This window comes from Niallia sp. FSL W8-0954 (genome assembly GCF_038005605.1).
Taxonomy (GTDB): domain Bacteria; phylum Bacillota; class Bacilli; order Bacillales; family Cytobacillaceae; genus Niallia; species Niallia circulans_A.
This window is the reverse complement of sequence record NZ_JBBOTN010000001.1, coordinates 1,341,996-1,355,925: the sequence shown is the minus strand read 5'-3', so window position 1 is coordinate 1,355,925 and position 13,930 is coordinate 1,341,996. Positions and strand designations below refer to the sequence as shown.

Sequence of the window (13,930 nt, the reverse complement as noted above, 5' to 3'; positions counted from 1 at the left end):
TTCTCTTCCTAAAATTTCCGTCAATAGAAATTCATTTAACAACATCATCATATGAGGGTTTTATCTCGTGGTGTCAGAAATTTTCACAAAATGCTTATCTATAGATCTTCTACCACAATATAGGCAGCTTTTACAGGTCCGTGAACACCAACTACTAAATCCATTTCAATATCTGCTGAGTTACTTGGCCCCGTGATATAATTAATACAAGATGGGAGTACTTCTCCGTTTTGTACTTTTTCCCGTAAAACTTTTGCTGCTTGCGTCATTCTTGGCACAATTGTACTTTTTGGAACGATTACAATACTATTTATAGGTAAAAAACTAACTGTTCTGCCACGATCTTTTCCACTATACACAACAACAGTACCTGATTCCGCTAACGTAAGTTCACTTATGGTAATCCCTATATTCGCTTGTTCTGCTTTAGAAATATTTTCTTTTCCTAAGGAGGCATCCCATTCAAAGACATCGATATTCTCATCAGGCAGTTTCTCTTTTAATAGTGGTTCTAATCCATATTGCTGATAACGTGGATCTTTCCAAGTAACAATCTTCCCGCCACCAAATTCTTTTATTAAATGATGAAGTGTATGGTTCAATTCCTTTTGTGAAGTAATGACTAAATCAGTATGAATAAGTGTACATTGGGATTTTAATACTTCAACTAACTCATCCTTTGACGCATCTTTAAGCACTTCTTCTTGTGGGCAATAATTCCATTTTGGCTTTTCAAGTTTTATTTTTCTTTGTCTGCCCAATCTCGATGCAATGGTTTCAAGAAAAGCATCTCTGTTATGGATTGTTCCTGTCATTATTTTTCCTCCTCCTTCTCTCGATTCTTGAACCAATCACGAAATCTCTCTTTATTTGGGGCAGGAAGATCACGAATATCTGTCCATTCTTTTAACATTCCGATCCCTTTTGTAATCTTGTCTCCTTTTACTAATGGTTTCGTCATAGCTGGTGCGATTTTCGAGCCTATATTATACAGCTTTGGCGAAGAAGCACCGATGCCAAATGCTTTGAATATCATTTTTTCAGAGATTGGGGCTTTCCCTTCCTTTTCGACTATTACTTGTCGATGCTTATGCAGCAGCTCATGAAGCGGGATTTTAACTGGGCATGCATCTGTACATGCAGCACAAAGAGTAGAAGCATAGGGAAGCTCTTTATATTCTTCATATCCACCTAATAGTGGAGAAAGTACTGCTCCAATTGGTCCAGAGTAAATAGAGCCATAGGAATGTCCACCAACCTGTCTATATACAGGGCAAACATTTACACATGCTGCACAGCGAATACATTGGAGAACAGATTGAAACTCTCCACCTAAAATATCTGAACGACCATTATCTACAATCACTAGATGAAAGTCCTCTGGTCCGTCCACATCCCCAGCTTCTTTTGGACCCGTTAATGTTGTTACATAACTTGTAAGCTTTTGGCCAACGGCACTTCTTGTCAACATCCCCACTAATACTTCCATTTCATTAAACGTGGGAACAATGCGCTCCATTCCCATTACGACAACTTGTGTTTTCGGAAGTGCTGCAACTAAATCAGCGTTACCTTCATTTGTTACGAGTGTAATCGAGCCTGTTTCTGCTACAGCAAAATTGCAGCCTGTAATTCCCATATCTGCCGTTAAATATTGATTTCGAAGCACTTGTCTTGCATGCCATGCTAATTCTTCTGGCTTTTCAGTATTTGTATAGTTTAATTTTTTTGTGAATACATCCCGGATTTGTTCTTTATTTTTATGCAAGGCCGGAACCACAATATGAGATGGAGGATCATGGTCATCTACTTGCAGAATATATTCTCCTAAATCTGTTTCAATTACTTCACAGCCTGCCTCTTCTAACTTTTGATTTAACGAGATTTCCTCCGTTACCATAGACTTTGCTTTTACTACTTTTTTCACGTTTTTATCTCTTGCCACTTGTTCAATATAGGCACTTGCCTCTTCTGCCGTTTTAGCAAAATAGACATGACCGCCACGTTTTGCCACCTGTTCGCTTAATTCATATAAATAATAATCTAAATTTTCTAAAACATGCTGGCGAATTTCTTCCCCGTGCGAACGCCAATCCTCCCAGTTTCCCATTGCCTCTGTCACATTGTTTTTTCTCGTTTGAATCGTTTGCTGTGCTTTGGAGACAGCTCCACGCATAAAGTCATTTCCTAGTTCTGTAGACACCCTATCTTTAAATTTTTGTGAACTTGTTTTCATCGACATAGCTTTTCATCCCCCTGTTAGGCTCGACTATTTAAAATTTCTGCTATATGTAAAGCTTTAATTGGTTTACCCTTGCGAGTAATTCTTCCCCCAATATTCATTAAGCAGCCTGCATCTGCACTAACTACATACTCGGCATTTGTTGATTCTACACAAGCTACCTTTTCGTCCACCATCTGCTCAGATATTTGCCCCATTTTCACAGAAAAAGTTCCTCCAAAACCACAGCAATTCTCTTTTAATGGTAATTCAGTATACTCTACTCCTTTTACATTTTTTAATAGCTTAATAGGAGCCTCTTTTACCCCTAGTAATCTCGTCATATGGCAGGATGTATGATAGGTGACCTTCCCATTGAAAGTTGCTCCCACATCTTCCACTTTTAAAACATCAACAATAAACTGTGTTAGTTCAAATGTTTTAGCAGCAAGTTCTTTTGCAATGGGCTCCCATACTGGATCCCCTTTAAAAATATGCTGATACTCATGGAACATATAGGCACAAGAACCAGAAGGGCAGACAATATATTCTGCATCTTGGAAGGATTTCATCATTGTTTTCATCACTTCCTTTGTTTCCTTTACATACCCACTATTATAAGATGGCTGGCCACAGCATATTTGTGTCGCAGGAAAATCGATTTCACATCCTAGTCTTTCTAATAATTCCACCGTTGCTTTTCCCACATCACTTTGAAACATATCAACTAGACATGTAGCAAATAATGTCACTTTCATCCTAAATATCCCCCTTTTTAAGAATAAATGTACTACCCATTTGATGTTTATATTCCTATGAACAGGTCATCAGATGACTTGTTTACAATAAGACTGGCTCACGATAAATAGATAAAAAGAGTTACATACTTCCCCCCTATTTGATTTTGCTTATTTAGACTACTTCCTAAAAATTAGTAGATTTTAGAAAAATGAATTAGTTGGAAGGTTGGAACAACCAGAACACAAGCATACTCAGCTGGGATTAGTGAGACATTTGAGATTATGTATGTCTAAATAAACAGCGGTTTATACCAAGTCCTATATATTTTATGTTCCATCCTCATTACAGTAATTTTAAATAAATATTTCCATGAAGCGCTTTCATTAATATAGACTTTGTCGCTAAAATTTGCAAGAATAAAAAATGCAAATATCAATTTTGCAATAGCGGATCATACCTTCTGTTCTTTTTCAGCAAAATACTTTTGAAGCACTGCTTCTACCTTTTGTAAATGATAAAGCATCGCCTCACTCGCTTTTTCCGCGTTTTTTTCTAAAATAGACTCATAAATAGTAAGATGTTCCTCATAAAGTCGTTCCGTTGTTGTTTGTTTAGAAAACAGCCATAAACGTCTTGTTTCTTTCATTGCTTCCTGCATTATATCAGAAACGTTGAGCAATAAATTTACCAGCAAAGGATTTTGTGAAGCTGCTGCTACGCCTAAATGGAAGTTTAAATCTGACTTTTCACCTAATTCTTCTACTCCATTTGCCTGTTTCATTTCTTCTAGCGCCTGTTTCATTTTTTGCAAATCTTCGTTTGTACGTTTATTCGCTGCTGCAGCTGCAGCACCTACCTCCATAATCCTTCTTACTTCAAGGAGGTGATTTAGATCTTTTTCCTTCATCAAAATTGCTGTAGGAAAAGAAAAAGAAATTTGATCGGCTTCAAACCTTTTCACATAAGTACCTTCCCCTTGCTTCATTTCAATTAACCCTTTAGCTTTTAATGCGGAAAGTGCTTCCCTTACGGCTGAACGGCTTACTTGGAAGTTTTCGGCAAGCTGCTGTACAGATGCCAACTTTTCTCCAGGCTTTAAAGCTCCTGAGCGAATTCCTTCATGCAAGGCTTCTGCAATTTCTTCATAAATTTTTTTTGGACGGATCTGCTTAAATTCCATCGTTCTACCTCCAACGCGTTCATCCTTTTTATTGTTATTATACTGCTAAAAGTTACATTTTGCATAAAAAAAGACATAATATTGTCAATTTTATGTTGTTTTTTAAAAACTCTCATTTTATAATAGGTTCATCGAGTCATCAGATGACCTAATATTTTACAATTTATTTATGATAACGATTACTTCATCTGATAATTTAGATCAAACATTCATTAGAAAGAAATCGTAAGTAAAAAATTAAGGGGGCTGAAATAATGACGTTTACTCAAGACTTCACTGCTGTTGGCGACAATTTAGCATTATCCGCGATAGCTGCCGTAATTCCAATCTTATATTTTTTTTGGGCACTTGCCATCAAACGCATGAAGGGACATATGGCTGGAATTACAACCCTGCTTCTTGCTTTACTCCTTTCCGTAACCGCTTTCAATATGCCTGTTGGAATGAGTATTATGTCTGCGAGCCAAGGCATTGTTTATGGCTTATTACCTATTGGCTGGATTATTGTCACGTCAGTGCTTTTATATAAATTAACAGTGAAAAGCGGACAATTTTCTATCATACGAAATTTTATTTTGTCTATTACAGAGGATCGTAGACTTCAAGCATTGCTTGTAGCTTTCTCATTTGGGGCATTTTTAGAAGGCGCTGCTGGCTTTGGAGCACCTGTTGCTATTTCTGCTGCTCTTTTAGCTGGATTAGGCTTTAATCCATTATATGCTGCAGGCATCTGTTTATTAGCTAACACGGCACCTGTTGCATTCGGAGCGATAGGTATCCCAATTACTGCTGTTGAGGGACCAACTGGTATTCCGGCTTTTGAAATATCAAAAATGGTTGGTCGACAATTGCCTTTTATTTCCGTATTCATTCCATTTTATCTTGTCATTATTATGGCGGGTTTTAAACGTGTATGGGAAGTACTTCCTGCTATTTTAGTATCAGGTATATCATTTGCACTTACACAATATTTATCTTCTAACTTCCTCGGACCTGAATTGCCTGATATTTTATCTGCGTTAGTTTCCTTATTTGCATTAGTTATTTTACTAAAGTTCTGGAAACCAAAAACAATTTTCCGATTTAAAGGTGAATTAGAAACAGCCGCTTCAGCTGAGATAAAAAAAGCTCCAGATCCTACATACTCTCCTGGTCAGATTTTTCATGCATGGTCTCCTTTTTTAGTATTAACTGCTTTCATTTCCCTTTGGGGGATACCTGTTATAAAAAATGCACTAACTGGCCATTATGAAGGGACAAATTTTATTTTAAAAGGTATTAATGGGTTGGGGGAACGATTGACTTTTCTGCCAGAAGTTCCATTACTTAACAATAAAATTATTAATGGCACTGGTGAAGCAGTTGCAGCTATTTTCAAATTAGAAGTGTTAGGAGCTGCCGGAACTGCCATTTTATTTTCTTGTATTGTAACAAAATATATTGCCCGCCTTTCTTGGAAAGATGTGTATGCAACAGCAAAGGAGACCCTTCATGAGTTGAAATTTCCAATTTTAACCATTTCATCTGTAGTCGGTTTTGCCTATGTAACAAATGCCTCTGGTATGTCGACAACACTTGGAATGACCTTAGCTAAGACAGGAGCTTTATTTCCATTTTTTTCTCCCGTATTGGGGTGGCTTGGTGTATTTATTACTGGATCTGACACATCTGCCAATTTAATGTTTGGAAATCTGCAAAAAGTAACTTCAATGTCTGTTGGTATGGATCCTGTCCTTGCTATTGCAGCTAACTCAAGTGGAGGAGTTACTGGAAAAATGATATCTCCACAATCTATCGCTGTAGCTTGTGCAGCTGTTGGTCTTGCTGGTAAAGAATCCGAGCTACTACGCTTTACCTTAAAACATAGTGTATTCCTACTATTAATAGTATGTCTCATTACTTTCCTGCAACACAATGTACTTTCTTGGATGATCCCTTAAAAAAATTAAAAAGAAGAGCAGTCTCTTAGATGAAAATGCTCTTCTTTTTCCGATCTACAATAATAATTGATTCTGAACCTCTTCCAACAGTATTACCTTTACTATATCCCCACATTTGTATCCAGATTCCCCTCCTGGCAAAATTGTAAGCCCATTGGCAGATGCCAAACTACTAACAATATTTGATTTGTCCATACCGCTAGTCCGAGTTTCTATCTTTCCATTTACAATAGATACCTTACTTCTAATAAGTCGAGTAAAGGAATTGGCATCTGGGAAATTCTCTTTTAATACCGCGTCCACAATAGGTAAGCGCGGGTTTTCTATAAATAAAAGGCTTTTTATGATCGGATTTGTAAATAACTCAAAACCAACATAGCAAGCAGATGGGTTCCCTGAAAGTCCAAATAATAATTTTCCATTTAAATTCGCTACCGTAGTGACACTGCCAGGCCTCATCGCAATTTTATTAAAAAGAACTTCTGCTCCAAGCTTACGGTAAATTTCTGGCAATAAATCATAATCGCCAACTGAAACACCACCTGTTGTTATCAACATATCAACCGAATCTATTTTTTGGCGAATAGCTTCAAAACTTGTTTCCATGACATCTGGCAACTTGCCGAAATAGCGAGGAACCGCTCCTGCTCGTTCAATTTGTGCTAGTATCATATAGGCATTGCTGTTCCTTATTTTTCCTTCCTCCAGTTCCTCATGCACTTCCAATAATTCCGTTCCAGTTGCAAATAAACCTATAGTTGGTTTTTTGGCAACTGGAACTTGTTCTATACCAAATGTTGCTAAAACCGCCACTACTCCTGGATTGATTTTAGTTCCTTTTTTTAATAAGACTTCCCCCTTTTTTACATCCTCTCCTTGAAAAGAGATATTTTCTCCTTTACGTAACATATGATCTATTTTTATATATGTTTGGCCATTTTTTTTCCGCTCTACCGTCTTCTCAAGCATAACTACTGCATCGGCATCACGTGGTAACATGGCTCCTGTCATAATCCTGATTGCTTGGTACTCACCTATTTTTTTGGTCGAAACTTGCCCAGCACCAATTTCATCAATTATTTCAAACTCAACAGGCATTTCACATGATGCTCCATTTGTATCTTTTGCTCGTATTGCAAATCCATCATAGCTGGAACGATTAAATTTAGGCACATCATGTATTGCTTTTATATCTTCACTTAAATAACGGCCATTACAATGATAGATTGAAACATATTCCTTTTCTCCTTCTCTCTTGTGTTCCATCACTCTGCTTATTGCCTCTTCTATTAGGATAGGAACTCTATTTTCCACTGTCATCGACTTTCACTCCTTATTTCCATGAACCAAAAAGAATGATGTATATCCTTCCACCATTCCTCCAAATCTCTTCTGTTGATTTTGTCATTTAATTTGCGACATTTTATCCGCCTATATAAGACATTTCGACTTTTTTTCGCTGTTTTACTGTTTCTTCCGTTCTTTCATCGGAATAACGATCCCTTCTTTGTTCCCAAATGTTTTTTATAAAGCCTTCTAAAGCTGGATCATCTGCTCCTTCTCTAAGAAAATCACGAATATTATGGCCATTCCCATTAAAAAGACAGGTATATAGTTGGCCATTTGCAGAGAGCCGCGCTCTTGTACAGCTAGAGCAAAACGATTCGGAAACGGAGGTAATGAAGCCGACCAGCACACTTGCATCCTTATATTTATACTTTTTAGCTACTTCCCCAAAATAATCAGCCTCTACAGGCTCCAATTCAAAAGACTCTTGTAATTTCGCATATATTTCTTTTTTGGTAATAACATCCTTCATTTTCCATCCGTTAGTACTGCCAACATCCATATATTCAATAAACCGAAGTTCTAGCTCATTTTCTTTACAATAGGTTGCCATTGGAATTATTTCGGAATCGTTCATTCCTTTTTTGATTACCATGTTTATTTTTATACTTAAGCCAGCATTTTGCGCTGCCTCTATTCCTTTTTTTACGGGAGCTACCCCTACATTGCGTCCATTCATCTGACCAAATAATTCATCATTTATACTATCTAAACTAATATTTACTCGCTTAAGACCAGCCTGCTTTAAATCACGGGCATATTTAGGAAGAAAAATTCCATTTGTAGTCAATGCAATATCCTCTAGACCTTCTAGTTGAATAAGTCTGGCAATTAGCACTGGCAAGTCCTTGCGTAACAATGGTTCTCCACCAGTTAACCTAATCTTCTCGACTCCCAATTTTACAAATATCCTAGCTATTCTTTCTATCTCATCATAAGTTAATAATTCACTTGGAGGAAGAAAGGGATAATCTGGACCAAAAATTTCTTTCGGCATGCAGTATTGACACCTTAAATTGCAACGATCAATCACACTAATGCGCAAATCTCTCAATGGGCGATTTAAAAGATCCTTCATATCATGCTCACTCCCTTTCCCTATACATTCACCAAAGTTTCACATTTATCTTTTTATCATACCATTTTTCATAATATACAGTATATTAAAAACAAAGAAAAAAAGAAGGTTTCCCTTCTTCCTCACTCACGGTTTATCGTACGCCTAAGGCAATTTTTGCATATCTGGACATTCTATCTTTTGTCCAAGCTGGCGACCAAACGATATTTACTTCTGTATCTTTAACTTCTGGAATATCTGTTAAAGCTGCTTTTACTTGATCCACAATAACGCCTGCGAGCGGACATCCCATTGCAGTTAGCGTCATGGTTACAACCAATAATCCCTCATCATTCAGTTCTAAGTCATAAACTAATCCTAAGTTTACAATATCAATTCCAAGCTCCGGATCGATAACAAGCTCTAGTGCACCCATTATACTGTCTTTTAATTCTTCATTCATTCAAAGGCACCCCTTATTTTTATTTATGGTAAAACGTATTTATCTATCTTCTAAAAAGGAAGCTTTATCTTTATAGTTACACTATAACAAATAATTATGATTTAAAAAAAGGATTTGAATCACGCTTTTACTAATCCTTCTGCTAAATGTTTCTCAAACCATTCCACCGTTTTCAGCATGGCTCTTCTGCTTACCTTATGGCCAGTATTATCTTCAGAAAGGTATTTTAGGCGATCTGGCGCATCTTTATATAAAGGTTTTATATGCTCATAAAATTGGTGGGAATAAGCATAAGGAACAACTTCATCTTTTTTACCATGCCAGAACATAAGAGGACGTTTTTGTAACATTTCTGGTGCCTTACTTAGGTCCAATTCCTCTAACTGTTTAATTAAATCTTCAATTTCATAATCACTTAATGGAAGCTCGTAGCCCCTCTTCTTTACTTCCGAAATGGTATAATGGGCAAATTTCTCATAATATGGCATTCCCATCAAGCTTACTGCCGTATTAATCCAAGGATACTTTCTTAATGCACCTAATGTAACGATTCCCCCCATACTTGTTCCTACAATCCCAATATATTGTTCATCGATTAGCTCTTTTTCGCTGAAATAATCTTTTATCACTTCTATTTCCTCAATCGTTTTCATCACGATATTCCAGAAATGCATGTTTAATTCCATCGCTGATAATCCTTGGTCTCGCTCTCCATGATACAAACAATCAGGCAATACAACACGAAACCCCTTCTCTGCTAAATGATAAGCGAAATGAAGATTGTGTTCCTTTGCACTAGTGAAGCCATGGGAAAATTGAATATATGGTCGTTTTTGATCATAGTGGTCTTTTTTTACAATATGCAGTACAGGTATTTCCTCTATATGTAATTTTTCAACCAAAATCATCGTTCAGCCCTCCTTTTTGGAAAAAAATAAATGATTCATGTAAAATAAAGGATAACTTCCTCTTTGATGATTAGGGAAACCAATCGGACTTTAAGGACTGTTATTTCCCCCTAATCATGCCATAAGCGAAAAAACGGCAAAGAATAGAAAGGGATTTATCTCTATCATTGATTTTACATAACTTAACATAAGTGAAAGTAGAATTAACGAATAAAGTGTAATAATATTTTATATGTATAAGTAAGTGTAACATGAAGTGGCTTTTTTTTCGAAAATTACGCCCCTTAAAGCTAGAATAAAAATTACTATATTGACACTAAAGGAGACATTATGACAGAAAAACATCTAATTGCCTTAGACCTTGACGGAACGTTATTAAAAGACGATAAAACTATTTCTCCTCTTACCAAAAAAGTCATCCAAAAAGCAATGGAGGATGGTCATGAAGTAATGATTGCAACAGGGAGACCCTTCCGCGCAAGTGAAGCGATTTATCATGAATTAAATTTACATACTCCTATCGTTAACTTTAATGGAGCTTTTATTCATCATCCAAAGGATACCGATTGGGGCTTTTATCATTCTCCCCTTGATATACAAACAGCAAGGGATATTGTCGCCGCCTGCAATGATTACTCATTTCACAATATTATTGCGGAAGTAATGGATGAGGTTTATTATCATTATCACGATGAGAAATTGATTGATATTTTTTCATTAGGAAATCCAAAAGTAACTGTCGGAAATTTATTAGAATTTTTAGAAGCAGCACCTACTTCTATCCTTATTCATGCGGAGGAAGAACATGTTGCAGCCATTCGCAAGCATTTATCTGAAGTTCACGCCGATCTAATTGAACATCGCCGCTGGGCAGATCCATTTCATGTAATCGAAATTGTTAAATTAGGAATAAATAAAGCGATTGGCTTACAAAAAGTTTCTGATTACTACCAAATCCCACAAAGAAATATTATCGCATTCGGCGATGAAGACAATGATTTTGAAATGATTGAGTATGCCGGTAAAGGTGTTGCTATGGGAAATGCGATTGATGAACTAAAGACCCTTGCTAAGGATGTTACTTTATCCAATGAAGAAGACGGAATTGCTGTATATTTAAACGAAGCTTTAAATCTTCGTGTTCGCTAAAGCTGGTTATCATTACCGTCTTTAAAGACTAAAATATCGTCCATACTATAAGCGAAACAGTCACTACTGTTTCCGGGAAAATCAATGCTTCTTTCTGTCTTTCCAATTATACTCTAACACTCGGAGGGATCATCAATGGGAAAACGAAATAAATCGAAACGCTTCGTACAACAAGGAGTAGATTCCGTATCCAAGCATTCCGAACGTATCCCTTATCATATGACATATGCTGAAGCTGAGAGCTATAAAATGTCAAATGAAAGACAGTCTCATGGAGGATTAGAATAAATGGGAAATAGACTTTTTCAAGAAGCCAGACAAGCAGTTGAGGCAGCTAAATATGGAAATGGTAATGATGGCTTAGTGGATAAAGCAAAAAATGCCATAAGCTCTGCTTACGCAAATACCACATCAGCCGAACAACACCAATTAGCTGCATTACAAAAAGAGCTAGAGCAAATTCAGACACACTAATAAAAAAGCAGTCCAAGAAGGAACCCTCCATAAGCGATAGAAAAACAAATGCTTGGGAGAACGGCCTTTTAGGGGCTGCTTTTTCATTACCGAAAGTTTACTCCGGAGTAGCAATTCGCTTTTTTATATCAATTACGAAAATGTTTCTAGCACTACGGAATAGGGATCTCTTCCCTCTTCAGAAAAAAATATAATGATTGTTCCATTCGTCGGTAAATCTTTTTCCTCTATATGAATTTGCAGTGAGAATTGGTTATTACTAACTTGTAATTTCTGGTTTGCGATGAATTCATTGTGACCATCTTCGACAGAATAAAAAATGGTGCCTGTCGTAGTTGCTTTTCCTTCCACAAGATAATTCCCTCTTGTACCACTAACAGTTACATCTTCTATCTTGACTTGCTCTTTTCCTGAGTTAGCTGCTGCTGTTATGGTAAGAAACGGCAGGAAGCTGCTAATTAACATGCATAAGAATACGACAGTCGTTTTTTTCAATATCGTTCCTCCTTTAAGCTTTTCTAAAGAAACCTAGTACGGCTGTTGTTTGCACAACATTTGTAAATGCTTGGGGATCCACTTCTTTAATGATTCGTTCGATATCAAATAGCTCATAACGAGTCACGACAATCATTAGCATTTCCTTTGGCTCATTGGAAAATGCTCCTCTTGCTGGCAAAATCGTAATTCCTCTTACTAATTTTTCATGGATTGCTACTTTTAGCTCAGCTGTTTTCTTCGTAATAATCATTACCGTTAATTTTTGATGGGCTGTATGTATCGTATCAATCACTTTCGTTGCTGCATATAGATTAACGAGCGTATATAACGCTTTTTCCCATCCGAACATAGCACCTGCTGTGATAATAATAGCTCCATTTAGAATAAAGAAATAAGTACCGACAGGCTTATCCTGTACACGGGACAGAATCATAGCGATAATGTCCATGCCTCCTGTTGATGCACCCCACTTTAACGTTAATCCAACCCCCACAGCCGCAATGACACCGCCAAATACAGCATTTAACAATATATCATGGGAATAGCTTGTTTCCGGAATGATTTCCATAAATAAAGACATAAAAGCAACACTTAAAAAACTAAAGAAGGTAAATGATTTTCCGACTTTAATCCAACCAACTATTGCAATTGGAACATTCAGGATAAATAGTAAAAGCCCTGTAGAAATAGGCGTAATTTTGGATATAAGCTGAGCCACTCCTGCAAAACCGCTGGCATATACATCAGCAGGTATCAAGAAAAAATTCATAGCAATCGCATTTAATAGCGCTCCAAAGATAACAACGATTAATTTTTTTGTTAATAACCAATACATAAGTGTCCTCCAATACGATATATAGTAATTTTTACTATTTTCACTTTAACTATTCATTTGTTTTTTCTCTAAAAGTTTTATAAACTACAAATAAGTATGCCTTGTTTTCAAAAAACAAGGCATTTTCAAAGAGATTATCGTTATTTATCATAACCGTACTCCAATAACCATATGTTTTTATAAAAAAAAGAAAGAAGTGGAATGAATATGACTTTTAAAATCCTAGCAGATAGTGCGAGTGATTTACCTCTATCCTATTATGAGAAGAACGAGGTTACACTATTACCGCTAAAGGTTAACTTAGACGGTAAAGAATACGAGGATTTAAAAACGATTGAACCAGCTACTGTTTATAATGCTATACGCAGTGGACAAGTTCCAAAAACATCACAAGTTTCGCCAGCTTTATTTAAAGATGTTTTTACAACATTAGCTCAAAATAATGAAAAAGGTATTTATATTGCTTTTTCTTCGCAATTATCTGGAACATACCAAACAGCAGTAATGATTTCAGAGCAAGTAAAGGAGGAATATCCCGACTTTGCTTTAACCATCATTGATAGCAAATGTGCATCATTAGGTGCTGGTTTAGTGGTTCAAGAAGCAGTGAAACTCCGCGATCAAGGTAAAGACGTAAGTGAAATTATACCACGACTCCAATTCTTATGCGAGCATATGGAGCACTTATTTACTGTCGAAGATCTAGAATATTTAGCAAAAGGCGGACGTGTTTCGAAGGCCTCTGCATTCCTTGGCGGATTACTCAATATAAAACCTTTATTACATGTTGAAGACGGGAAATTAGTTCCTCTTGAAAAAATTCGCGGCAAAAAGAAACTCCTGCGCAGAATGATTGACCTAATAGCAGAACGAGGAGATAAGCTGGATCAACAAGTGTTCGCGATCAGCCACGCAGATGATGAAGCAACAGCTGTGGAAGTAAAAGAAATGATTATGGAAAAATTCCAGCCAAAAGAAGTATTCATTTCCTCTATCGGTGCCTCCGTAGGCTCGCACACTGGTGCTGGAACAATCGCTATTTTCTTCTTAAATAAGCTACCTGAATAAGCACGGTAAAAAGTATAAAATTTACTTCTTTCACTCATACTAACAATGT

15 protein-coding genes are annotated in these 13,930 nt (G+C 36.6%); 5 read left to right on the top strand and 10 right to left on the bottom strand.

The genetic code is table 11. The features are described 5' to 3' along the window. Nucleotides 1–98: 98 nt before the first annotated feature. The 4 genes from NX902_RS06760 to NX902_RS06745 form a co-directional block, all read right to left on the bottom strand. Nucleotides 99–815: a LutC/YkgG family protein gene (locus NX902_RS06760; RefSeq protein ID WP_095330032.1), complete on the bottom strand. Its 717-nt coding sequence runs from the start codon at nucleotides 813–815 to the stop codon at nucleotides 99–101. Further along, nucleotides 815–2,242: a LutB/LldF family L-lactate oxidation iron-sulfur protein gene (locus NX902_RS06755; RefSeq protein ID WP_163187651.1), complete on the bottom strand. Its 1,428-nt coding sequence runs from the start codon at nucleotides 2,240–2,242 to the stop codon at nucleotides 815–817. Before NX902_RS06755 ends, NX902_RS06760 begins: the two co-directional genes overlap by 1 nt. Before the next feature lie 17 nt (nucleotides 2,243–2,259). Further along, nucleotides 2,260–2,979 carry a (Fe-S)-binding protein gene (locus NX902_RS06750; RefSeq protein WP_123257239.1) on the bottom strand — a complete coding sequence of 240 codons (720 nt, stop codon included), beginning with the start codon at nucleotides 2,977–2,979 and terminating at the stop codon, nucleotides 2,260–2,262. Between the two features lie 434 nt (nucleotides 2,980–3,413). After that, nucleotides 3,414–4,142, bottom strand: a complete 729-nt coding sequence (locus tag NX902_RS06745; RefSeq protein WP_095330035.1) for a FadR/GntR family transcriptional regulator — start codon at nucleotides 4,140–4,142, stop codon at nucleotides 3,414–3,416. A gap of 254 nt (nucleotides 4,143–4,396) precedes the next feature. Between NX902_RS06745 and NX902_RS06740 the strand changes: the two genes are divergently transcribed. Next, nucleotides 4,397–6,082, top strand: a complete 1,686-nt coding sequence (locus NX902_RS06740) for an L-lactate permease (RefSeq protein WP_123257238.1) — start codon at nucleotides 4,397–4,399, stop codon at nucleotides 6,080–6,082. Between the two features lie 54 nt (nucleotides 6,083–6,136). On the opposite strand, the gene NX902_RS06735 is transcribed toward NX902_RS06740, so the two are convergent. From NX902_RS06735 to NX902_RS06720, 4 genes are all read right to left on the bottom strand, one after another. After that, complete coding sequence (locus NX902_RS06735) at nucleotides 6,137–7,402, bottom strand: molybdopterin molybdotransferase MoeA (protein WP_171509442.1); 1,266 nt, start codon at nucleotides 7,400–7,402, stop codon at nucleotides 6,137–6,139. A gap of 103 nt (nucleotides 7,403–7,505) precedes the next feature. Further along, entirely contained in the window at nucleotides 7,506–8,507 is a 1,002-nt protein-coding gene (moaA, locus tag NX902_RS06730) for a GTP 3',8-cyclase MoaA (RefSeq protein WP_095330038.1), read from the bottom strand. Between the two features lie 133 nt (nucleotides 8,508–8,640). Then, nucleotides 8,641–8,949: a metal-sulfur cluster assembly factor gene (locus NX902_RS06725; RefSeq protein WP_095330039.1), complete on the bottom strand. Its 309-nt coding sequence runs from the start codon at nucleotides 8,947–8,949 to the stop codon at nucleotides 8,641–8,643. Between the two features lie 119 nt (nucleotides 8,950–9,068). Continuing rightward, complete coding sequence (locus tag NX902_RS06720; protein WP_341160666.1) at nucleotides 9,069–9,857, bottom strand: alpha/beta fold hydrolase; 789 nt, start codon at nucleotides 9,855–9,857, stop codon at nucleotides 9,069–9,071. Nucleotides 9,858–10,187: 330 nt separating this feature from the next. On the opposite strand from NX902_RS06720, the gene NX902_RS06715 reads away from it, so the two are divergent. From NX902_RS06715 to NX902_RS06705, 3 genes are all read left to right on the top strand, one after another. After that, entirely contained in the window at nucleotides 10,188–11,006 is an 819-nt protein-coding gene (locus NX902_RS06715) for a Cof-type HAD-IIB family hydrolase (RefSeq protein ID WP_095330041.1), read from the top strand. Between the two features lie 135 nt (nucleotides 11,007–11,141). Then, a complete protein-coding gene (locus NX902_RS06710) occupies nucleotides 11,142–11,294 on the top strand; it encodes a hypothetical protein (protein ID WP_162837581.1) in 153 nt (50 codons plus the stop codon). Next, nucleotides 11,295–11,480: a DUF3813 domain-containing protein gene (locus NX902_RS06705; protein ID WP_095258823.1), complete on the top strand. Its 186-nt coding sequence runs from the start codon at nucleotides 11,295–11,297 to the stop codon at nucleotides 11,478–11,480. 132 nt (nucleotides 11,481–11,612) lie between these two features. On the opposite strand, the gene NX902_RS06700 is transcribed toward NX902_RS06705, so the two are convergent. Together NX902_RS06700 and NX902_RS06695 are read right to left on the bottom strand one after the other, a co-directional pair. After that, the gene (locus NX902_RS06700) at nucleotides 11,613–11,975 is read right to left on the bottom strand and encodes a hypothetical protein (RefSeq protein WP_095330042.1); all 363 of its coding nucleotides are present in this window, start codon (nucleotides 11,973–11,975) and stop codon (nucleotides 11,613–11,615) included. A gap of 13 nt (nucleotides 11,976–11,988) precedes the next feature. Then, nucleotides 11,989–12,813, bottom strand: a complete 825-nt coding sequence (locus tag NX902_RS06695) for a YitT family protein (protein ID WP_095330043.1) — start codon at nucleotides 12,811–12,813, stop codon at nucleotides 11,989–11,991. A gap of 207 nt (nucleotides 12,814–13,020) precedes the next feature. On the opposite strand from NX902_RS06695, the gene NX902_RS06690 reads away from it, so the two are divergent. Continuing rightward, nucleotides 13,021–13,881, top strand: coding sequence for a DegV family protein (locus NX902_RS06690; RefSeq protein ID WP_095330044.1), 861 nt, complete (start codon nucleotides 13,021–13,023; stop codon nucleotides 13,879–13,881). Nucleotides 13,882–13,930 lie beyond the last annotated feature (49 nt).